Genomic DNA, 21,895 nt, shown 5'->3' with positions numbered 1-21,895 from the left:
TTTAAAAGAAATTGCTAAAGTTAGATGAACCGCCGAAATCTTTCCGGCCCAGGGAAACAGAAGAGGATGAAAGACCCGGAGCACCGGAAGGTTTGGTGGTAGCAGATTTTTTGGCTGAAGGTTTCTTGGCAGCTTTCTTAGGCGGAGACTTGAAAGGGGTATAGCCGCCGGCATACATCGTTCCAGCCTTATAGCCTTGACTCCCGGCCAGATGTAAGGGATCAGTATGCTGCCCGCGTTCCATCAGCTTGAGCAGAATGGCAGCTGCAGCCCTGGCATCATCCAGTGCATCGTGATGCTTCAGGCTGATCCCGAAATACTGGGACATCACATTCAGTTTATGGGAGGGTAGCTCCTGCAGCATCTTTTTGCCAAGCAGGTAGGTGCACATGTATTGAAAATCCGGATAGCTGAAGGCCGAGCGGTCCAGACAATAACGCAGGACACTCATATCAAAGGCAGCGTTATGCGCTACCACAACCTCTCCCTGCAGCAGCGGTTCAAGTGTTGGCCACAGCTCGTCAAACGTAGGCTTACCCTCAACCATTGAGGGGGTGATCCCGTGAATCGCAATATTCATGCCATCGAACCGCTGCTGCGGATCAATCAGCCATACATGCTCGGCGCTCACTGCGCCTTCTCTCACTTGAACAAGCCCCAAAGCGCAGGCGCTGGAGCGGCTGGAGTTGGCAGTTTCAAAGTCAATCGCTGTAAAATTCATAGGTAAAGCCCCTTATTCATCATATAAGGTTAATTTTAAAGGAGCGGATGAGCAATTACAATCTATTCAATTTACAAAGGTAAGTTAATAGGGTATCCCTTATCTATAAGAACTGGAGAAGGTTTCCAGATCAAGGCAATAGCCCTTGACCAGGGTATTTCCGTTCATAATATCGGTGTCATAGGCCCGCTGGAAACCTAGTCTTTCGTAGAGCCTGATCGCTGAAGCCATCATATCCGAGGTGTGGAGATTCAGGGTAGCGGCTCCAAGCTCCTTGGATATTCTGGCTGCTTCGCGGATGAGTAGTGCTGCAATCCCGCGGCCCCGGACACCCGGTGAGACGGCCAGTAGACGGATAATCGGGGAATGGATGCCCAGCTCAGGTCTCCCATACGCTTTCTCAGAGGAGAGGAAGAGCAGCACACTTCCGATAATCCGGTTGTCCATCTCAGCGATGATCCGCGCATATGGAGCAGTTCCATCTACAGAATCAAGAATGGAATGACGGTATTCAGCCCAAAAGGGCTCAGGCAGTTCGGCAGCATATTGACCATAGGCCTCCAGCAGTAGTTCGGCAATGGCATCACGGTCTGAATCCGCTGCGTTGCGGATATGGATCTCTTTGAAGCTGGACATCGTATGCCTCCTGTTCCTAATCCGAATGAATGACCTTCATTATAATCGACAAATCCGATGAATATAAGAGGGATTTAACATTTCTGATAAAAGGATAGAAAAGTTCTATCTATAAGCGTGATTAGTTGACAAGAAAAGGAGCTGTGAATAAGATATAAACTAAATCTATAGGTAAGTACTGCTTTAATTCCTTGTTAATCGATTGGAAAAGTAAATATTATATGAGTGAGATGGAGGGGAAGGCAATTGAACATCGAAAATATTGAGGCCTTTGTATATATCAACCACTATGGGAGCTTCAATAAGGCGGCAGATGTCCTGTATATTTCCCAGCCTACAGTGACTGCCCGTATTCAGTCGCTCGAACGGGAGCTGGATTGTAGAGTGTTTGACCGGCTCGGCAAGCAGATTCATCTCACAGAAAAAGGCAGGCAGTTCCTCCCCTACGCTCAGCAAATTCTGCAGGTCTACCAATCAGGCAAACATCAAATCCAATCGAAAGGACTTGTTCCGGATGAGCTGAGAATCGGGAGTACGGTATCGGTCTCCAATTATCTGATGCCGCATCTTCTGCTGCATTTGAAGAGCGCTTATCCCAACCTGACGCTCAAACTGACAACAGCGCCCACCGAAGCTTTGATTGACAAGCTGAAAGCGAAGGATATTGACCTTGCCTTTATCCGTAAAGTAGTGAATCCGGCGATCCAGGCCTATCCATTCTGTGAAGACCCCATCTCCTTATATGTGTACGAGGGACATCCTCTGGCACAATCCGGGCCGGGCCGCACTTCCATTCAGAGTATTCGCGAGGAGACGCTTGTTTTCTTTGAATGCGGTTCTTTGGATTGGTTGCGGCTCCACCGCGTATTGGAGAGCATGGAGCAGCCGCCGAATATTGTGTATCAGGTAGATAATCTGGAGACAGCCAAGAAGCTGGTGATCAGAAAAGCGGGTATTTGCTTTCTCCCGGCCCTGAGTGTTCAGGATGAAGTAAAAGCCGGAACCTTAATTCGGGTGGATATTGCTGAGACGGAGGGCATCTCTTTACGGACCAGCCTGATCTCTCTGAATGGGGAGCATGCCGGATTTGTTGAAAGCCTGCTGGAGATCGTGCCGGGCAAAACGCCTAATCGACTTATTGTATAAATGGATTAAAAAACTCTATTAGCGCATGGTTGCATGCAGTGATAAAGTTAATTGCATATAATCACCACTAATTCTATAGGGATTATATAATATGATTTGCTGGAGGGATTGGAGATGGGGGAGGTCTACCGGCTTGCAGAGCTTAAAGATGCACAGCGATTGCAGGATATTACATATCGCGCCTATGCCATGATTCGTGAACTCGGGCTGCATTGGCCGGCAGCTACAGCCGATGTGGCCCTGATCGAAGATAATATAGCCAGTAACGAGTGTTATGTACTTGAAATTGACAACAGTGTGCAGGCGACGGTCACGCTTTCCAAGGGCGAGGAGATCAAGACGCTTACTGAGCTTCCTTTTGTCAAGTGGTTTGCGGTCAATCCGGACTCCCGCGGAAAAGGGTATGGCGGCAAGCTGCTGGATTGGGTGGAGGAGAATATCATCCTCGGCAAGCTGGGAGCATCTGCTGTAACTTTGGCAACAGCGCAAAAACATCCCTGGCTGGTTTCAATGTATGAACGGCGGGGGTACGAAAAATTTGTGGAGCTGGACCCCGGCAATGGCGACGGGATTATGGTTCTAATGAGAAAGAAGCTTGCAGATCCAACAACTTCCATTTAAAGGGGATATAAAAGATGAAGAAGACGAAGAAGACAATCTCGCTAGCCTATGCTTTGATTTTGACGCTTGCGATTGCAGGCTGCGGTAATAATAGTGCGAGCAGCAATAAGGGCAACAATGTAGCTGAAGCAGCACCACAAACTAAGGCAGAACCTTCTGCCGCAACAGAAAAGCCAGCCCAAGTGACCAAGATTGTCGTCGGTACAGGAACTGGTTTTCCCAAGGTATGCTACATCGATGAGAACGGCAAGCTAACAGGCTTTGATGTGGAACTGATCAAGGAAGTTGACAATCGTCTGCCGGAGTACGAATTTGAACTGCAGACGATGGATTTCAGCAATTTGCTGCTGAGTCTGGACACCAAAAAAATTGATCTGGTCGCTCACGTCATGGAGAAAAACCCGGAGAGGGAGCAAAAGTACTCCTTTAACAAAGAGGCCTACGCCCATTGGAGAAACCGCATTATTGTTGCCAAGGACAATAACGATCCGATTCAGTCGCTGGATGATCTGAAAGGTAAAAAGGTGTTGACCAGTGCGACCAGTGCGCAGTCCACCATTCTGGAGAACTACAACAAGGAGCATGACAATGCGATTACGATCGTCTATCAGAACGGAGCCGCCAATGATACGGTAAGTCAAATTAGCTCGGGACGGGTGAATGCAACGCTCGCTGCAGATTTTGTACTGCCGGTCATTGATCCACAAGGCAAGCTAAAGGCTGTAGGCGATGAACTGTCCTCCGCAGACATTCTGTATGTCTTCCGCAAAAATGAAGCTGAATCGCAAAAGCTCTCAGATGCCATTGACGGAGCTATCAAGGAATTGAAGGCAGACGGTACGCTTGGCAAGCTGAGCACAGAATGGCTGGGAGCGGATGTTACTGATGCATCGGTGAAGTGAACAGAACCATAGATCGGGGGAAGGGGGTGCTGTATGGGTGCACCGTTTGATATCAGCTATGTATTCTCATTTTTGCCCAAGCTGTTGACTACGCTGGGTACCACGCTTTTGATTGTCGCCTGCTCTTTGCTGTCGGGTGTCCTTGTCGGATTCCTTATTGCCCTCCCCCGCCTGTACAAGGTGCCGGTCCTGAAGACCTGCGCGGAGATCTATATCTCATTTTTCCGGGGGACCCCGATTTTAATCCAGCTGTTCTTGTTCTATTACGGCCTGCCGGAAATTTTGAAGCTTGTTTCTGTAGATGTGACGCGGACGCCTGTACTGTTCTTTGTGATTCTGACCTACGGGCTGCATACGGGAGCCTTCATGTCCGAGATGATCCGCGCTTCTGTAACGGCTGTGGACAGAGGGCAGGTCGAAGCGGCATATGCGACAGGAATGACATCCTTTCAGGCTTTCTCACGAATTGTGCTGCCTCAGGCGTTAGGAATTGCCATTCCTGTATTCTCCAATCTGGTCATCGCGCTGCTGAAAGATACCTCACTGGCCTTTACCCTAGGGGTGATGGAGATGACGGGAAAGGCACAGACACTCGGCAGCATCAGCCAGCATTTTATTGAGACCTATATTGCGCTCGCCCTTATCTATCTGGTGATCAGTTTTACGATTGAGAAGCTGCTGCTGGTGGCGGAGCGGCGCCTCTTGCGTCATGAGGAACGGAGCAGTCCCGCTAAAAGAATGTTCAGACTGCAAAAAAACGGTTCTTACCGGCGGATCATTGCAGAGCTGGGACCGGGTAAAGGAGGTGGCGGATTGTGAAGCTGGACCCTTCGTTTATATGGACGGCGTTCGTACAAATGCTGAGTGCAATCCCTACCACGCTGTACATTACATTGGTCTCTGTTGTGGCCGGGTTCGTGATCGGGGTGGCCGTGGCTCTAATCCGGATTTACAAAGTCCCACTTTTGTATCCCCTGGCGGTAGGGTATGTCACTTTTATCCGCGGGACTCCGATGCTTACCCATCTGCTGCTGATCTATTTCGGGCTGCCAGTGATGATTGACGGGCTGGCTCTCCATTTTGACTGGGCCTTCCGGTCGGTATCGATTCCAATGATCGGTTTTGCCTATATTTCTTTTTCGATAACGGCAGGAGCTTATATGTCTGAGGTGGTACGCTCCGGTCTGCTTGCTGTCGACCGCGGCCAGATCGAAGCTGCCTACTCTGTGGGCATGACCACACCCCAGGCGCTGCGGCGGATTGTCTTCCCCCAGGCGCTGGGGGCTAGTCTGCCGAATCTGTCCAATTCCGTCATTGGGATGCTGCACGGATCAACTCTTGCTTTTACCGTATCGGTCGTGGACATCAACGCCAAGGCCCAGATTGTGGCTTCGACGAACTGGAAGTTTTTTGAGGCCTATCTGGCGGCTGCGCTTATCTTCTGGGGGCTTACGCTCCTGATTGAACGGGCCACTGCCCTGATCGAGAAACGGATCAACCTATACAATCGGGGGGGAGTCGTATGATTAAGATTGAGCATCTATCCAAGTCCTTCGGCCGCCATCAGGTGCTGAACAATATTGATCTAACCGTTACCAAAGGCGAGGTGGTCGTTATCCTCGGACCCAGCGGCTCAGGAAAGACCACCCTGCTGCGCTGCGTGAATTATCTGGAAAAGCCCGGCGACGGAGAGATCTCGATTGGTGATTTCCGGTTGAACTGCAAGCATGCCCGCAAAAAGGAGATTCATCAGCTGCGGCAAAAAACAGCGATGGTGTTCCAGCAGTACAATCTGTTCCGGCATAAAACGGCGCTTGAGAATGTGATGGAAGGGCTGTTGGTTGTAAAAAAGCTTCCGAAGGAGGAAGCGCGTAACCGAAGCATAGCGCTGCTGGAAAAGGTCGGTCTCGGTGCCAAACTGGATGCGTATCCGAGCCAGCTCTCCGGGGGCCAGCAGCAGCGGGTCGGCATCGCCCGTGCGCTGGCGCTGGAGCCGGAAGTGATTCTGTTCGACGAGCCTACGTCTGCACTGGACCCGGAGCTGGTAGGCGAGGTACTGGCCGTCATCCGTAAAATTGCCAAGGAAGGCATCACGATGATTGTGGTGACGCATGAAATGGGCTTTGCCCGTGATGTGGCGAATCACGTGGTGTTTATGGATGGCGGAGTTATTGTCGAAGAGGGGACACCTGCGGAGGTGTTCAACCATCCACGGGAAGAACGAACCAAGCAGTTTCTGAAGCGGATCACGCCGGAGCTGAACTATTCCATTTAGGAGGCAACCCTATGGCTATTACAATAAGCGTACTGGATCAAAGTCCAATTTATCCCGGTGAAACGCCGGAAGAAGCCTTTCAGCATACGGTCAAGCTGGCGCAGTTATCCGAGCGTCTAGGCTTCCACCGATTCTGGGTTTCGGAGCATCATGACTCCGAACAGGTGGCGGGTTCCTCCCCGGAGGTGCTGATCTCGCATCTGCTGGCCAAGACAGAGCGCATCCGAATCGGCTCTGGCGGCATCATGCTACAGCACTATAGTCCATATAAGGTAGCGGAGAATTTCAACGTGCTGGCAACGCTTGCTCCGGGCCGGGTGGATCTCGGGGTCGGGCGCGCACCCGGAGGTTTACCCCGAAGCACTCAAGCGCTGCGGCAGGGGGGAGAAGAAGCGGCTTCCTTGACGGACAAAATTATTGAGCTTGAGAAATATGTGCATAACCGGCTGGAGGCGGATCATCCGCTGTTTGGGTTGAAGGCGGGTCCGATTCCAGGTACTCCGCCTGAGCTTTATGTGTTAGGTGCCAGTGTAGCGAGTGCCGAAATCGCCGCTGAGCTGGGGCTGCCATATGTGTTCTCTTTGTTCATAGGCGGGGATCAGGCAGTGGCTGTGGAAGCCATTCGTGTCTACCAGAGCCGATTTGACATCTCGCAAGGTAAGGAACCGCAAGCGATACTTGCACTTGCCGTACTGGTCGCAGAATCGGAAGAGGAGGCCCGGGAGCTGGCTGGAGCGCACAAGCTGATCCGGATTCATCTGGCCAGCGGCAAGACGCTGACGGTTGCAACCCGCGAGCAGGCCGAGGAATTCACTCGGCAGAGCGAGGAAGCTTATACGCTGGAAGAGCGGGAGCCGGAGATTACCAAAGGCACAAAGGAATCCGTCCGCGAGCAGCTGCTGGCGTTAGCTAAGGCTTCCGGTGTCGAAGAGTTTATTGTCACAACCAATGTGCAGCCTTTTGACAAACGGGTCCGTTCCTTTGAATTGTTAAGGGAAGCATTTGCTGAGGTCCTTACAACACTTTGAGGAGGGAGTCCGGTATGACGAATCAAACGGTGGAGTTCAGTCCGGAGGCGTTTAAGGAGACATTGATTGGAATCCGCCGGCATTTGCACCGGCACCCGGAGCTTTCGAATGAAGAGTATCATACGACAGCATATATCGCAGCGCTGCTGGAACAGGCCGGAGCGACCATCACGGACTACGGGCTGAAAACAGGAGTTATCGCAGAAGTGGGCGGACAGCAGGGGGGACCGGTGATTGCTCTGCGTGCCGACATTGATGCGTTACCGATTCAGGAAGAAACCGGTCTGCCCTATACTTCGCTGTATCCCGGCAAAATGCATGCCTGTGGTCATGACTTTCATACGGCAGCACTGATTGGAGCGGTCCAACACTTGAAGCGGCAGGAAAGTCAGCTAAAAGGGACGGTACGGTTTCTGTTTCAGCCGGCTGAGGAAAAGGCGAAAGGCGCACAGCAGATCATAGACAGCGGAGCGTTGGAAAACATCCGTGCAGTCATCGGCATGCATAATAAGCCGGACTTACCAGTAGGAACGATTGGAATTACCGGTGGTCCGTTAATGGCTGCAGCAGATGGTTTTGTGGTGGAGATACGGGGAGCCGGATCACACGCGGCGGTGCCGGAGGCAGGGACCGACCCTATCGTAGCCGCTTCGCATATCATTACCGCGCTCCAGAGCATTGTCAGCCGCAATGTCAGCGCGCTGCAAAGTGCGGTGGTCAGTGTTACGAAAGTACACAGCGGCAGTTCCTGGAACATTATTCCTGAGACAGCGGTGCTGGAGGGGACGATTCGCACTTTTGATGAAGCTGTGCGGAGCAGGGTTCTTGAACGGTTTGAGCAGGTGGTGGTCGGAGTGGCCGCCGCTTTAGGGGCGGAAGCGACAGTGCGGTGGCTAGGCGGTCCTCCGCCAGTGAATAACGATCCCGGTCTGGCCAGGCTCGGAGAAGAAACAGCCGATGCACTCGGATTTCACCGTGTGAAGCCTCAGCCTTCGCCGGCGGGGGAGGATTTTGCTTTTTATCAGCGTGTGGTTCCCGGATTGTTCGTCTTCGTGGGTACTTCCGGAAGCCGGGAGTGGCATCATCCCTCCTTTGATCTGGATGAATCGGCACTGCCAGTGGGAGCCGCATTCTTTGCTGATCTGGCTGTTAGGGTGTTGGAACGCTTCTCTACGGAAGAGGGTGAAGCATCATAGCCTATTCCCGCAGTTATGACGTGATTGTCGTTGGTGCCGGCTCGATGGGCATGAGTGCAGGATATCATCTGGCCAGACGGGGCGTAAAAACGCTGCTGATCGATGCTTTTGATCCGCCGCATACAGAGGGAAGCCATCACGGGGAGACCCGGCTGATCAGACATGCATACAGTGGTGATCCGACTTATATTGACATGGCTTTGCGGGCACAAGTGCTGTGGAAAGAAGCCGAGGAAGAGAGTGGCACAGCGCTGCTTGTACCCTCAGGGGTATTGAATCTGGCAGACAGTAATGTATATTCCTTCGCTGGCCGGCTTGCGGAAGCGGAGAAGCGAAAGGTTCGGGTAGAGCAGATGGATGCTGATGAAATATGCCGCCGCTGGCCCGCTCTGAATCTTCCTGAACATTTCGAAGCGATGTTCGAGCCGGATGCTGGTTATCTCTACAGCGAGAAATGTATCGCTGCTTACCGGAAGCTGGCACTGGTTCATGGAGCGCAACTGCTGACAAATACATCTGTGCTGAATGTGACGGCACGTGAAGATAGCGTCACCGTGCACACCCGCAGTGGTGATTATTATGGAGCAGCGGCTATTCTCAGCGCCGGAGCCTGGTTTGGGTCCTTGTCGGCATTTGCTGCCTTGCCGATCCATGCGATCCGCAAGGTGGTCGGCTGGTTTCAGAGCACTCCGGCCTTTGATGCCGGGAACTTTCCGGGCTTTACGCTGGGTACCAGGGAAGGTAGTTATTACGGCTTTCCCGGTATAGGGGGGGCCGGGCTGAAAATTGGCCGCCATGATACAGGCCGGGAGTGGAAGCCGGGAGAGACGCTTGCGCCTTTTGGCAGTGAGGAAAGTGATGAAAAGGATCTCCGGCAGGTGCTGGAGACTTATATGCCCGGCGCAGCCGGACGTCTGCTTAAAGGGGCAGTCTGCAAATATGAGCATACACCCGATGAGGATTTCATCATCGACCGTCATCCGGCTCATGACAATGTGCTGCTGGCCGGGGGATTCTCAGGGCATGGCTTTAAATTTTCCAGCGTTGTAGGAGAAATATTGGCGGACCTGGCGACGGGCGGAGCTTCAACAGTGAATATCAAGCCATTTTCCTTGTCCCGCTTTGATTCATCACCGGTCCAGCCGCAGTCTGGACTTCCTTTGGAGGGGATTGAATGAGCAGTGAGCAAATCCGGGATTATCTGAATACGTATGACCAGTTGGCACAAGCACTGGAAGGTCTGACGGAGGAACAGCTACAGTGGAAAGCCGCACCGGCCAGTTGGAGTGTCACCGAGGTGCTGGCACATTTGGCTGATCACAGCATTGTCGTTTCCTTCCGCATCCGTGACATTCTGGCCGGCACTGAGGTGCAGCTCCCGGCATTTCATCAGGACGCTTGGGTTAGCGGGCAGCACTCCAATTCAGGCCATGCTGCTGACAGTCTGGAGCTGTTCCGCAGTCTGCTTCACTACAATGGCCTGCTGTTCAACCGGCTAAGCGCCGGGGAGTGGGAGAAAAGCGGGATTAATTTTAAAGGCGAGGTTGTCAGCGTTACGGATATTGTCCGCAGCTTTACAGCCCATGTGCAGACTCATCTTGCTCAGATTGAACGGATCAAGCAGGGAGCTGCCGTGTTCCATTAACCTGGTAGATAGGCTCACAAAACTAAGCGTATGCTTCCGATGCCAGTTTTATTGCGAAGTATCTCATGAAGTAATGCTCCACAAAACTATTAGGAGGAATGAACATGACGAAACCAAAACAATTAAAGCTGGGTGCGCTGCTGCACGGGGTTGGGGGAAGCACCTCTATGTGGCGCCATCAGGATGCCAAGCCGGATGCCAGTGTAAACTTTGAGCTGTATAAGCAGTGGGTACAGAAGGCTGAGGAAGGCAAGCTGGATCTAATCTTCATAGCGGACGGATTATATATTAATGAGAAATCCATTCCGCATTTCCTGAACCGTTTTGAACCGTTGACGATTCTTAGCGCACTTGCGGGAGTCAGCAGCAAAATCGGCCTGGTTGGCACATTGTCCACCTCCTATAGTGAGCCATTTACCGTAGCCCGGCAGTTCGGATCGCTGGATGTGATCAGTGGCGGACGTGCAGGGTGGAATGTGGTGACTTCTCCACTGGAAGGCTCCGCCTTGAACTATGGCAAAAAGGAGCATCCGGATCATGGCAAGCGCTACCGGATTGCTGCCGAATATTTGGAGGTGGCGCGGGGCTTGTGGGATTCGTGGGAGGAGGATGCATTTGTCCGCAATAAGGAGACCGGAGTCTTTTTTGATCCGAAAAAAATGCATACACTGGACCATGAAGGAGAATTCTTCTCCGTTAAGGGGCCGCTGAACATCGCCCGCTCCAAACAAGGGCAGCCGATTATTTTCCAGGCAGGGTCTTCGGAGGTTGGTAAAAATTACGCCTCGAAGGAGGCGGACGCTGTCTTTACGGGGCATGACACGCTAGAGGAAGCGCGGGAATTCTACCGGGATGTGAAGGAGCGGGTAGCCTCATTTGGCCGAAATCCGGATGAGGTGCTTATTTTTCCAGGGATTGGTCCCATTCTTGGCGAGACGCCGGAGGAAGCGGAGCGCAAATATCAGGAGGTTGCCGGACTGGTAACGATTGAGAACGCGCTGAACTATCTGGGGAGATTCTTCGAGCATCATGATTTCTCGCAATATCCGCTGGATGAGCCTTTTCCGGAGCTTGGAGATTTGGGAAGGAACAGCTTCCAGAGCGGCACGGATAAAATCAAGAAAAATGCCAGGGAAAAAGGCCTGACCCTGCGGGAGGTCGCTCTGCAGGCTGCAACTCCGCGCAGCAGCTTCATCGGTACGCCGGCGCAGGTTGCCGATCAGATTCAAGCCTGGTTCGAAGGCGGAGCGGCGGATGGATTTATGATCGCTGCTGCAGTTCCAAGCGGGGTGGAAGAATTCGTGGATCATGTGGTTCCGATTCTTCAGGAACGAGGATTGTTTCGTACCGAATATGAAAGTGACACCCTGCGGGGAAATCTGGGTCTTCCTGTTCCGGCCAACCGCTATGCGAAAGCTTCGGAACCTGCGCGGCAGGTGTGACTGCAGAGCAGGAGGAATGCAAGTCATGGGGTGTCCCAACATGCAAAGCAGCGATCCTCCTATCACGGGAGAATCGCTGCTTTGCCTACTTTTTGTGATTATAAGAATGAATAGAGCTGTCTCAGTCATAGGGCCGTTAGAACAAGCCCGAATTATTTACTCTCACCGGCCTTGCGGCTACGGAGGCGTTCCAGCTCGGCTTCAACGGCGCTGTTCAGCGGGGATTCAGCGATGCCTGCGGAATAATGCCCGGAGCTTTCGGCAGATGCTTCCCATTCGCTGATTTTGTCCTCCATGCGGTCGAAGCCGCGGGTGGCAGCGCCGGGATTCAGGATCTGTCCAGGGTTACCTGCGTGGGCAGTATAACTGGTGCTTTCGGCGGAACGCTTCAGCTCGGCCGCTTTACGGGCACGGGCAGCCAGCTCAGCTCTTTTGGCCTTTAGCCGTTTATGCTCTTCCTTGGCATTCAGCAGAGTGCTCTCCAGAACTACGAGGGCTTCGCGGGTTTCTTCCAGTCCTGCGTTGCATTCCTGAATACTTTCGGCGTAGCGCAGTTTTGCCATGACCGCTGCTCTGGCGGCAGGCTCATTCCCTTCGCTCATGGCTTGCACGGCTTCCGCCTCGCTTCGATCGGCCAATACCTGGTTTTCGTAAATGCGGCGCTCCAGAACATTTGCTGCGGCTTTGAACTCACGCTGTCTGGTTTCGGCACCGGCTATTTTTTCCTCCAGATCCCGCAAATACTGTCCGGTCAAAAGTACCGGGTCCTCCAATTTATTCAGTCCTTCGTGGATGGCTGCTTTGGTCAGGGTTGTAATTCTTTGAAAAATACTCATGTTCATTTCTCCTTTTATTTTCATATATGTTGGCGCTGGTGTGGCGGCTCTGAATTAGTAATACTCATAACCTTCAGGGTAGCTGTTATAGTTCTCTTTAGGTACCACGATGCTGGCCAGAATGTACAGGAACGCTACAGTGCCGAAGCTGAATAGGGCAGTGGCGACAACGAACAGCCGGATGATGGTACTGTCAATGTTCAGGGAACGGGCTAAACCTCCGCAGATGCCGCTAATCTTCTTGTCTCTTTCGGAACGATACAATTTTTTCATAATATAATCTCTTCCTCTCCTATGGGTTGAACCGGGTTAGCAGTTCGTCTTAGCCGTTGTCTATGTGTTTATTGTATAGCTATTGATGATGCTGCAAAACAGCCTGAAGACTGTTCTTTAGTCTCGACCTTAGTCGGGGATGGTATCGGCAGTAAGGCGGGGAAGGGGTGTCCTGTGAAAGGATAGGGCCAGAGTTATCCCGTTTTTTAACATAACCTGTCAGCTTGTTTATTTGGAATTAACATTGAATGCTTATACTAGCTAGACAATACCGGATCATATCAACATCAAGACAAGGGAGGACTGGCATGGGAATTCATAAATATTTCCGCTCGCTGAACGAACTGGAACGTATTATCCGCTGCCCCGGCAAATTCAAATTCGAGGAGCACAGCGTAGCGGCACATTCCTGGAAGGTCGTGCAGTACGCCAAAACACTGGCCGACATCGAGGAGAAAAATGGTGCAGTTATTGACTGGAAGAAGCTATATGAAATTACGAGCAGCCATGATTACGGTGAGATTTTTATTGGCGATATCAAAACCCCGGTGAAACACTCATCGCTGCAACTGCGGTCCTTAATCCAGCAGGTGGAGGAGGGGATGATCGATAATTTCATTAAGGAGCATATTCCGGAGGAGTTCAAAAGCATCTTCTACCACCAATTGCGTGAAGGCAAGGATGAGTCGCTCGAAGGGCTGATTCTGGAGGTGGCCGACAAGATGGACCAGGTGTATGAGGCTTTTGCCGAACTGCAAAGAGGGAACACGGAGAAGGAATTTGTGGTGATGTACCGCAATGCCCTGATCAAGATCAAGAACATCGATTTGAAATGTGTCGAATACTTTCTGGCGGAGATTCTGCCTGACATGGTAAACGAAGAAACGATATCTTCAATTGATATCAGACAGATTACGGAAGAGGCACTGGCTCTGTAGGAAGGAGCGGGTACTCTTCTTTTTTTTGTGGATATTATGTTTGTCTAGTCTGGTTCGATGCTATATGAATTGGATAATCATGTATATAATAATCCACACATGTTATAATGAAGGAAAAATTTGGGGTGATCATAACCGTGGGATATTTGGACGTATTGCCGGTTTCCAGTGTATTGGCCTGGTTCGGCGGCTTGATGCTTGTTATTTATATTTTGGAGTTCGTGTGGATGCCCGTTAATGGCCGTCTTCGCGTAAACGGTGTGAAAGAATTTGTGAAAAAAGTAACAGCTGATGTCCTGATCTTTTTGATTCTTACCAGTGTCCTTGTCTACTCGCTCCACCCTCAAAAGAGTCTGGTCCTGATGCTGCTGGTCTTTGCATTAAGTATCGTCAGCTATCTGTTCAGCACGGGATTCCTGAAGCTCTCTTTTGCTTATCGCGTGTGGGGAACGGCAGTGCATATCCTGCTCTGTACGGGTTTTTACTGGCTGTTCGGCATGATGCTGATGGATTCACTAAAGGTAACGTTCAATCTCAACATGACGGATAATTTCGACATCTTGTATTTTGTGCACGGGCAGGAACGGGGCGTAGTCTATGGATTTCTTGCCGTGCTGGCTATTCTTTATTTTGTGATCGGCAAGCTGTACATGAGACCTGTATATGCATTGTATTCGGAAGCCTATGAGGCGCGCCGCCAGGCCAAGGTTGAAATATAATAGATTTCCACAAAAGATTAGAAAGAAGAATCTGCATGAGTGCGGTGATAACACGCAGAATAGCGAAGCAGCAAGCAAACAGGAGCCGTCGACCCCGGTTAGCGCTCATCAGGCACATTGGTCCTACGAGGGAGATACATCACCGGAACATTGGGCGAAGTTAGACAAACTTTTCACTACATGCAGTACAGGTAAGTCACAGCCACCCATTAATATTCAACAGGAAAAAGTAAAGGATGAAGCGAGCCTGTCACCCGTCACAGTGGAGTACTCTCCGTCCCCGGGAAATAGAGTCGGATGAATAGCGGATTTGTAGATGGACCGTAACCGAAGTCTGAATAAATAAAGACCTTTATCTCCAGATTTCGGGAGACAAAGGTCTTTTGATCATGTATACAGGTTCTACGCAGATTTATTTCGAGATCTGATCCATCAATGCTTTGATTTCCGGATCCAGGCACAGGGCATTCATGATAATGGTCAAGGCCTCTGCTCTGGTCGATGATTGAGCCGGGGCAAATTTGCCGTTGCCTCTACCACTAATCAGACCGATTTCGGCAGCTTTGGCAATCTGCTCCTTGTTCCATGCACCTGCCGTATCACTGAAGGCGATGCCCCCTTTTACCGGTGTGATGCTATTAAAGTTCACAATCCTGGACAGGATGGTAACGATCTCGGAACGGCTGATTTCCCGGTCGGGCCTAAAGGTTCCATCCGGGTAACCGGCAATGACACCATTGGAGGCTAACACGGCAATGGCCTCTTGGGCCCAATGGGTATTAACGTCACTTAATGGAAGGGAGGTATCCGACTTCACCAAACCAAAGGCTTTGGTAAGGATTGTGGCAAATTCCCCTCTGGTGATGGTTTGGTTCGGTTTGAAAGAGCCATCGTCATACCCTTTGATGATGTTCAACTTAAGGAAAGTCGTGATTGTGCGGGTGCTCCACAGGTCAGCTATATCCTTAAGGGCTGGTACGGGAATGTCCCTGTCTTTCGCAGCAATGATGCTCTTCAGTGTCTCTTTTAGGGCTTGAGCACTTACTCCCTCAGCAAAAACAGCGGATGGTGGCGTCTTAACCGGTGCAGGTTTATCTGAAGGAACAACTGCAGGTGTTGCTGTAGGCACTGCACTTGGCACCGTGCCAGGGTTTGGCCCTGTCCCTGTACCAGGAGTTGAGCTAGGGTTCGGACTTGGTACCGGACTTGGGTCTGTGCTTGGAGCAGGAGTTGGGTTCGGGCTTGGTTTTGTGCTTGGCTCCGGTTCCGGTTCAGGATTAGGGTCAACGGTTCTTGCCTTTTCAATAGTCAAGCTTTGCAGCTTTTGGCCATCGGTCGTTCTTGCTTCAATCAAAATCCGGTCTTTGTCGATCGAGATGGCGGAGTAGACCGGGAAATTATCATCATATAGATACTCCAGGTAATCAAACTTGACCGCATCGTAGAACTTCCAGCCGGAGGAACCGCCAGACAGATACACGGTGCCTGGGCTGCCATCCTTCTTGGGCTGGGCATTCTTCATAGGATAGGTCCAAGCGAGTGCATGATCGTGGCCCACCAGCACCAGGTCTACCCCAAGCTCCTCAAGGACAGGAGCCAGATATTTGGTGACTAGTTCCGGTCCGCGACCATCCTCCGTATGATAGGCAGGCCGGTGGAACATGGCGACCTTCCATTTCGCGGAGCTGGCATTTATGTTCTTCCGCAGCCATTCTGCTTGCTTCTGCATGTCTATTTCATCAGCTTCCGAATTCAGCATTACAAAATGTGTATCCTCATAATCGTACGAATAATTCAAATGCTGTTGCCCGTCCATTCCGTTACCCGGCTGACCCAAAGCGTTAATAAATACGTCCTTTCCGCCATTCTTCACATCATGATTCCCCATGGTGTAGGCAGAAGGAATACTGCTGCTGTATAGCTGTGAAGCCTTCATATCCTGTTCCCATTCGTTCATAATCCCGCCATCATCGACAATATCCCCTCCGTGCATGACAAACCGTGTATCCGGATAATGGGTAAAGGCACTGCTCATCAGATTCTGATGAATATGATAGGCTTCTTCGGTATTGGTGTGAGAATCAGTTACAAACAAGAAGGAAAAGGCTTCCGGGTTTGCTGACTCTGTCGTAAAGGTATGCTGAGTACTCCACAACCCCGGAGTTCCCACGCGGTAAATGTATTTTGTACCCGGTGACAGGCTCTGCAGCATTCCTTTGTGGAACAACGTTTCTCCCACACGGTCAGGAGCTAACAGCAGCTGCGGTGCAGTAGCCTGCTCCTTGACATTCGGCTGATCAAAACCTGTGAAGTCACTGGCTTTTGCATATTGAATGACACCGTTCTCCACTCGCGGGGCGGTTCTCCAGACGATGCTTTGGGTGGTTTTCAAATCCTCTGTAACATAGGTCCGCACATATTCAGGCTCCTCTGACCCCAGTTGTGGCACAACAGAAAGTGAGAACACCTTGCTGACTTTATCCCCATTCACTGCCTGGAGACTAAGGTTCGTTAAGGCCAAGGTAGTCAGAGACGTCTGGACTTCACCCTTCGCATTGGTTAGGCCCCATCCATCCTTCAGGAGCTTCACTTGAACCGCTGCACTTGAAATCCAGCCCGTTGCTTTGCCGTCCGGTAGCCGGATGGCGGTATAATCTCCACGGGTCACTCCAGTCGAGAAGAATTGTTCACCCGGAGTGGCGGAAGCGAGCTTGGCCGATCCCGGGTCAGCATCCGCATAGACATCAGACGGTACAGATGGCACTTCCGCAAAATACTGGGGAAGAAGCGGATCGGACGCGATAATCGAGACCCCTTCGACCGGCACGCCTGCATCATCCGTGACACGAAGCGTACTTTTCGTATGGAGTGAGCTCCCTTTTACAGTGAGGATATAAGGGAACCCGATCGTATACTTGTGGGGTGCAGCCAGTGCATAGACAGCCTCCCCTGCGGTCATTCGAAAACTGCCGTCGCTCATCTCGATCGATTTGAATATCTCGCCGCGCTCCATTTTGGCACTAGGCTTTACAGCTATATTCAATAGCGCAACGGTACCGTCAGCCGGTAACGATGGTTTGCTAAGTCCGGCAAGCGACAGCTGGTATTGGCCTTTTACAGGGTCAGTCTCATTCTGCGTAACGAGTGATGCTTGTACTTTAGGTTCAGCAGAGGTGATTTCCAGGGTCTGCGGATCGTATTTAAGCTGGGCATAGGCATCCGATAAGTCAGCCGCATTGTTGATCTGGAGCTTCAATTGGAACGTTTTGTTGCTGATGACTTCCGAGGGGGCGTCCAGATGATATTGAATGCCGTCTGGAATGAAAAAGGAGCTCACAAGCTCGGCGGGATTGCCGGATCTGTCATATACAGCTGACTGAACGGTGTGATAACCCCCTGCCAATGGAGAGGAAGGCTGATAGGAGATCATGCCTGTAGCCGCTTCATACTCGCTCTTCACAGGATGTCCATCCAGATTTAAGGCAACAGAGCCGGGGTCAATGCCCGATTGAGAATCGGTAGCCGTAAGCTGAATATGTGGTGAACGCGTATCAATAACAGCTTCATTCGCCGGGGACACCATGCCGAGTACCGGGACGCCCATATCTTCAGCAGGGTCCTGCTCATAGACCAAGCGTAGATCGTCTACCCATACGGTACCTTTATTTTTCTTGTCGAAAATGGATTGCTCAATCCGCATGTATATTTCCAGCTGGATCGGTCCAACTTTGTCCTGCGGGATATTTCCCTCGATGTATTTCCAGCCCTTCCAGTTCACGCCAACATTCTCGTCCAGATATTCAACCTCAAAGGACTTTCCGTTGCCATCTCTGAACTTGCTGAAAATAAGATGTCCATCGTTGTTCCCGTACACCCACATCCCAATTTTTTGGGGAAGTCCGGTAATGGGATAAGGAGCTTTAGGTCCAACATACACATAGGAAGGGTTTTCCTTAACACCTATGTAGTCATAATCCAATCGTACAGAATTATTCCCTGAACGGACATGCCGGGGATCCGCTTCCAGGCTCATGGCACCTGAGAAATTTCTTTTTTGAACCAGCACATTATCACTTAGGTTATTCTCAAAATCTTCGATAACGATCGAATGGGGGAGGGGGGCGTCAGCGGCAATGATGCCTGCGGGTTGAAGGGTACTTATGATAACAGTGATGAGCAGCAGGAACATCGTTGCTCTTTTCGATATGAATGACAACCTTCGGTGAATATTCTTCTTGAACATGTTCTTCTCTCCTCTTAGCTAAAAGATTCATTGTATACTCCAGTACAGCATTGTTTGTATGTAAGGCTTGCTTATGTGAAGTTAATTATAAAGATGATCTTTGCTGATAGGATTAATTTAAAGAATTAACTATGTAAACTATTAAGGAATAATCACATGAATATCTATTGATGACCCGAAGCAATGACTTGAGCAGGGATCTATGGAAGTGCTAATACCGCTGCACCAAGCCGAAGAGGGGGAATTTTACAGTCCGGACTCAGCTTGGTCAACAAAAGAGTACAACAAATCATATGGCTTGAGATCGGGAGCCCTTTACAGCCCGTACCTATTTCAACGTACATGCACTTCTGGGCATCTACCCACATACAATAAAAAGACCATGAACCCGTTGCTTTCACTACTGATCGGTTTCATTGTACATGTACGGGAGGTGTCGCCAAGTTGCCAGGAATAATAAGCACGATAGCGCTGCTGATCAAAGAACTGACACTGCTGGTATCCTACGTAAGGAATAATGCTTTTCCCCAGCCTCTCTCGGAGCAGGATGAAAGCAAATACTTAGGGATGATGGCTGAGGGAGACGCCAAGGCCCGTAACTTGTTAATTGAACACAACTTGCGCCTAGTCGCCCACATAGTAAAAAAATTCGACAACACAGGGGAAGACATGGAGGATCTCATCTCCATCGGCACCATCGGGTTGATCAAGGCCATCGAGAGCTACCGGCCGAACAAAGGCACGAAGCTCGCTACTTTTGCTGCCCGTTGTATAGAGAACGAAATCCTCATGCATTTGAGATCGCTTAAAAAGACCAAAAAGGATGTATCCCTGCATGATCCGATCGGGACGGACAAGGAAGGCAATGAGATCACGCTGATCGATATCCTTGGTTCTGACGCAGATGATATCGTTAAGGAAGTGGATTTGAAGATCGAAAAGAGCAAGATTTACCGCAATCTCGACATACTGGATGACCGGGAGAAAGAGGTAGTCGTCGGCCGCTTCGGCCTGGACACCGGCGGGGAAGAGCGGACGCAGCGGGAGATTGCGAAGGAGCTGGGGATTTCGCGGAGCTATGTGTCGCGGATTGAGAAAAGGGCGCTCATGAAGCTGTATCATGAGTTTTATAAGGCGAAGCGCTAAATTCAAAATTACAAAGTAGCATCCGTTAATAAAAGAACGTTTAGTAAGCGACTTTGTCTACGGACGAGTTGCTTTTATTTTTTTAGAAATTGGATTCAGAAATAACAGGAATTGCAATTAGGGGGCGTTATGCTGGCGACTTATAAAGTAATATTTGATTTTCATGTTCAACTGCTCCGTATATACGAAAAGAACGAAAAGTATCAAGGACCATATTAGAACGTGTCTTAAAACTTAGAATCAAATAAATTATTTTAATAGACAATTTCTATTTACAGAAGATATGGTTCAGCGAATTTTTGTATTAAACCAACTCATAAAAATACATGAGAAGAGGAGAGGGCAAATTATTATATTGTGCTCTGAAGAATACTTTATATAAGGTATTCTACAAAAAGTATAAGTATAGGGACTGCACCGAAAAGCGGTTGCTTTTGTTTGTATGTCTACTGTTCACTGCGATAGTACTATTTAGACTACATCATATACAACCTCTGAAAATTCGACAATAATGATGAGATCTGGAGAATTTGATCTCCATAGGGACAATCGGATTAATCAAGGCTATTGAAAGGTACCAACCAAATAAAGGAACAAAGTTAGTTAGTTTTGCCGCCCGTTGTATAAAAGATGAAATCCTGTTGCATTCGAGATCGCTTAAAAAGACCAAAAAGGATGTATACCTGCATGACCGGATTGAGACGAACAAGGAGGGCAATGAGATCACGCTGATCGATATCCTTGGCTCCGACGCAGATGATATTGTTAAGGAAGTCGATCTGAAAATCGAGAAGAGCAAAATCTACTGCAATCTCGACATTTTGGATGACCGGGAAAAGGAAGTGATGGTTGGGCTCTTCGGCCTGGATACAGGTGGGGAAGAGCGGACTCAGCGGGAGATAGCCAAGGAGTTGGGCATCAGCCGCAGCTATGTGTCCCGGATCGAAAAGCGGGCGCTGATGAAGCTGTATCATGAGTTTTATAAGACGAAGCGATGATAATTGTATAAATGACATTTCTGACAGAGATGAGATGAAGAGTCCGCTTGGCTTGTCGAGGTCCAAATGATTCGTGAAAAGCTTGAGTCCATCAAACATTCGTGGCACAACAATCAAACAAAAAAACAAACCATGTTACGCGTTGATTCAGAGTGTAATATGGTTTGTTTTATTTGGTGAAGAAATATCTGATAATAACCCGTGGTCAAATGTCTTCATCACGGCATATCTATTTCTCAGAATGAATGTATTGAAAATGATGAGAATATTTGTTCGATTTTTACATAATAAGAATTAAATCCTAATATAATCATATGAATGACTAACGTTATCATATGGAACACATATATCTTAGATGTTAGAATTTGGAGGGCAATAAGTTTTATTTATGGGAATTATTAATCAATATATAAATTGTGTAAATGCCCATATAATATCACTTAATAAATCTTAAAAAAAGGAATGATTTTGTGAATAAAAAAGAGCTTCCGATACATTATCCTATGGTTTCTAATTACCCGCAGCATGCTTATTATTTTTCTATTATATCGAATAATGAGAACTGCCTTCCATGGATTTATAGCAATTATTTAAATATGTGTTTAATGGAATCCGAGAAAGATTGCTTTTTAGATTATTATGCACAATCCCCTGAACATCATTTTCATCCGTGCTTTACGGATACTCAAAGATTACTAAGATCAACGATATTGAAGTTCATTCCTGATATAGTTGAATTTTTAAAAGATCAAATCCGACAAGATAATTATATATGGCTACACGTAAATGAATATTATATTCCTGGTTCGCCAGCTTATCAAAAGTTCACATTCCCGCATTCAATATTTATATACGGATTTGATGATAATGAGAAGCGATTTAATATTTCTGGTTTTTTGGAAAATAGAAAATATAAATGCGCCTATGCTTCATATTCAGAGATAGAGAATTCATTTTATGATTTTGGAAAAACACATATAGATAGTGATGTTACTCAACATGTTAACTATATGCACTTACTGAAATTACATCCAAAACATCATCAAGGATTGCCATATCAATTTGATATGAAATTTATTGCAGAACAAATCAAAGACTACTATGAGTCAAAAAATCTATCCTTAAATTAT

20 protein-coding genes and 1 pseudogene are annotated in these 21,895 nt (G+C 49.2%); 16 read left to right on the top strand and 5 right to left on the bottom strand.

From position 1 onward, the window contains the following. Position 1 precedes the first annotated feature (1 nt). Together A3844_RS24040 and A3844_RS24035 are read right to left on the bottom strand one after the other, a co-directional pair. Positions 2-721, bottom strand: a complete 720-nt coding sequence (locus A3844_RS24040) for a 3'-5' exonuclease (protein WP_074108694.1) — start codon at positions 719-721, stop codon at positions 2-4. 99 nt (positions 722-820) lie between these two features. Continuing rightward, positions 821-1,357, bottom strand: coding sequence for a GNAT family N-acetyltransferase (locus tag A3844_RS24035; protein WP_074108693.1), 537 nt, complete (start codon positions 1,355-1,357; stop codon positions 821-823). A gap of 246 nt (positions 1,358-1,603) precedes the next feature. Here A3844_RS24035 and A3844_RS24030 point away from each other — a divergent pair, with 246 nt between their 5' ends. From A3844_RS24030 to A3844_RS23980, 11 genes are all read left to right on the top strand, one after another. Then, entirely contained in the window at positions 1,604-2,503 is a 900-nt protein-coding gene (locus A3844_RS24030) for a LysR family transcriptional regulator (RefSeq protein ID WP_074108692.1), read from the top strand. 114 nt (positions 2,504-2,617) lie between these two features. Next, positions 2,618-3,124 carry a GNAT family N-acetyltransferase gene (locus tag A3844_RS24025; RefSeq protein ID WP_074085801.1) on the top strand — a complete coding sequence of 169 codons (507 nt, stop codon included), beginning with the start codon at positions 2,618-2,620 and terminating at the stop codon, positions 3,122-3,124. A 14-nt stretch (positions 3,125-3,138) separates the two neighbouring features. Continuing rightward, positions 3,139-4,026, top strand: a complete 888-nt coding sequence (locus tag A3844_RS24020) for a transporter substrate-binding domain-containing protein (protein WP_074085800.1) — start codon at positions 3,139-3,141, stop codon at positions 4,024-4,026. A gap of 33 nt (positions 4,027-4,059) precedes the next feature. Next, on the top strand, positions 4,060-4,845 hold the full coding sequence (locus tag A3844_RS24015) for an amino acid ABC transporter permease (RefSeq protein WP_074108691.1): 786 nt from the start codon (positions 4,060-4,062) through the stop codon (positions 4,843-4,845). After that, the gene (locus A3844_RS24010; RefSeq protein WP_074108690.1) at positions 4,842-5,552 is read left to right on the top strand and encodes an amino acid ABC transporter permease; all 711 of its coding nucleotides are present in this window, start codon (positions 4,842-4,844) and stop codon (positions 5,550-5,552) included. The genes A3844_RS24015 and A3844_RS24010 overlap by 4 nt, the downstream gene beginning before the upstream one ends. Next, complete coding sequence (locus tag A3844_RS24005; protein WP_074108689.1) at positions 5,549-6,301, top strand: amino acid ABC transporter ATP-binding protein; 753 nt, start codon at positions 5,549-5,551, stop codon at positions 6,299-6,301. The genes A3844_RS24010 and A3844_RS24005 overlap by 4 nt, the downstream gene beginning before the upstream one ends. Positions 6,302-6,312: 11 nt before the next feature. After that, positions 6,313-7,329: an LLM class flavin-dependent oxidoreductase gene (locus A3844_RS24000; protein ID WP_074108688.1), complete on the top strand. Its 1,017-nt coding sequence runs from the start codon at positions 6,313-6,315 to the stop codon at positions 7,327-7,329. Positions 7,330-7,343: 14 nt separating this feature from the next. Continuing rightward, positions 7,344-8,525: an amidohydrolase gene (locus A3844_RS23995; protein ID WP_074108687.1), complete on the top strand. Its 1,182-nt coding sequence runs from the start codon at positions 7,344-7,346 to the stop codon at positions 8,523-8,525. Continuing rightward, a complete protein-coding gene (gene solA, locus A3844_RS23990) occupies positions 8,522-9,703 on the top strand; it encodes an N-methyl-L-tryptophan oxidase (protein WP_074108686.1) in 1,182 nt (393 codons plus the stop codon). Before A3844_RS23995 ends, solA begins: the two co-directional genes overlap by 4 nt. Further along, on the top strand, positions 9,700-10,170 hold the full coding sequence (locus tag A3844_RS23985; protein WP_074108685.1) for a DinB family protein: 471 nt from the start codon (positions 9,700-9,702) through the stop codon (positions 10,168-10,170). Before solA ends, A3844_RS23985 begins: the two co-directional genes overlap by 4 nt. 104 nt (positions 10,171-10,274) lie before the next feature. After that, positions 10,275-11,612, top strand: a complete 1,338-nt coding sequence (locus A3844_RS23980; RefSeq protein WP_074108684.1) for an LLM class flavin-dependent oxidoreductase — start codon at positions 10,275-10,277, stop codon at positions 11,610-11,612. 152 nt (positions 11,613-11,764) lie between these two features. Here A3844_RS23980 and A3844_RS23975 read toward each other — a convergent pair whose 3' ends face one another. Together A3844_RS23975 and A3844_RS23970 are read right to left on the bottom strand one after the other, a co-directional pair. Further along, positions 11,765-12,448, bottom strand: coding sequence for a PspA/IM30 family protein (locus tag A3844_RS23975; protein ID WP_074085792.1), 684 nt, complete (start codon positions 12,446-12,448; stop codon positions 11,765-11,767). A 54-nt stretch (positions 12,449-12,502) separates the two neighbouring features. Further along, positions 12,503-12,721 (bottom strand): PspC domain-containing protein, encoded by a 219-nt coding sequence (locus tag A3844_RS23970; protein ID WP_074085791.1) that lies wholly within the window; start codon positions 12,719-12,721, stop codon positions 12,503-12,505. A 308-nt stretch (positions 12,722-13,029) separates the two neighbouring features. Between A3844_RS23970 and A3844_RS23965 the strand changes: the two genes are divergently transcribed. Both A3844_RS23965 and A3844_RS23960 read left to right on the top strand, forming a co-directional pair. Next, positions 13,030-13,659: a YfbR-like 5'-deoxynucleotidase gene (locus tag A3844_RS23965; RefSeq protein ID WP_074085790.1), complete on the top strand. Its 630-nt coding sequence runs from the start codon at positions 13,030-13,032 to the stop codon at positions 13,657-13,659. Positions 13,660-13,784: 125 nt separating this feature from the next. Beyond that, on the top strand, positions 13,785-14,378 hold the full coding sequence (locus tag A3844_RS23960; RefSeq protein WP_074108683.1) for a hypothetical protein: 594 nt from the start codon (positions 13,785-13,787) through the stop codon (positions 14,376-14,378). A gap of 412 nt (positions 14,379-14,790) precedes the next feature. On the opposite strand, the gene A3844_RS23950 is transcribed toward A3844_RS23960, so the two are convergent. Further along, positions 14,791-18,621 carry an S-layer homology domain-containing protein gene (locus A3844_RS23950; protein ID WP_074108681.1) on the bottom strand — a complete coding sequence of 1,277 codons (3,831 nt, stop codon included), beginning with the start codon at positions 18,619-18,621 and terminating at the stop codon, positions 14,791-14,793. Positions 18,622-19,065: 444 nt separating this feature from the next. On the opposite strand from A3844_RS23950, the gene sigK reads away from it, so the two are divergent. From sigK to A3844_RS23935, 3 genes and pseudogenes are all read left to right on the top strand, one after another. After that, on the top strand, positions 19,066-19,767 hold the full coding sequence (gene sigK, locus A3844_RS23945; RefSeq protein WP_054939435.1) for an RNA polymerase sporulation sigma factor SigK: 702 nt from the start codon (positions 19,066-19,068) through the stop codon (positions 19,765-19,767). A 518-nt stretch (positions 19,768-20,285) separates the two neighbouring features. Then, a pseudogene (locus A3844_RS23940) lies at positions 20,286-20,765 on the top strand (sigma-70 family RNA polymerase sigma factor); the annotation flags it as partial. A gap of 470 nt (positions 20,766-21,235) precedes the next feature. Further along, the coding region (locus A3844_RS23935; protein ID WP_143192147.1) for a cysteine peptidase family C39 domain-containing protein at positions 21,236-21,895 on the top strand (660 nt) is incomplete at its 3' end.

It is taken from the genome of Paenibacillus helianthi (assembly GCF_001909055.1).
Lineage (GTDB): Bacteria > Bacillota > Bacilli > Paenibacillales > Paenibacillaceae > Paenibacillus_AQ > Paenibacillus_AQ helianthi.
The sequence above is the reverse complement of the archived record's forward strand: the minus strand, read 5'-3'. Positions and strand labels throughout refer to the sequence as shown.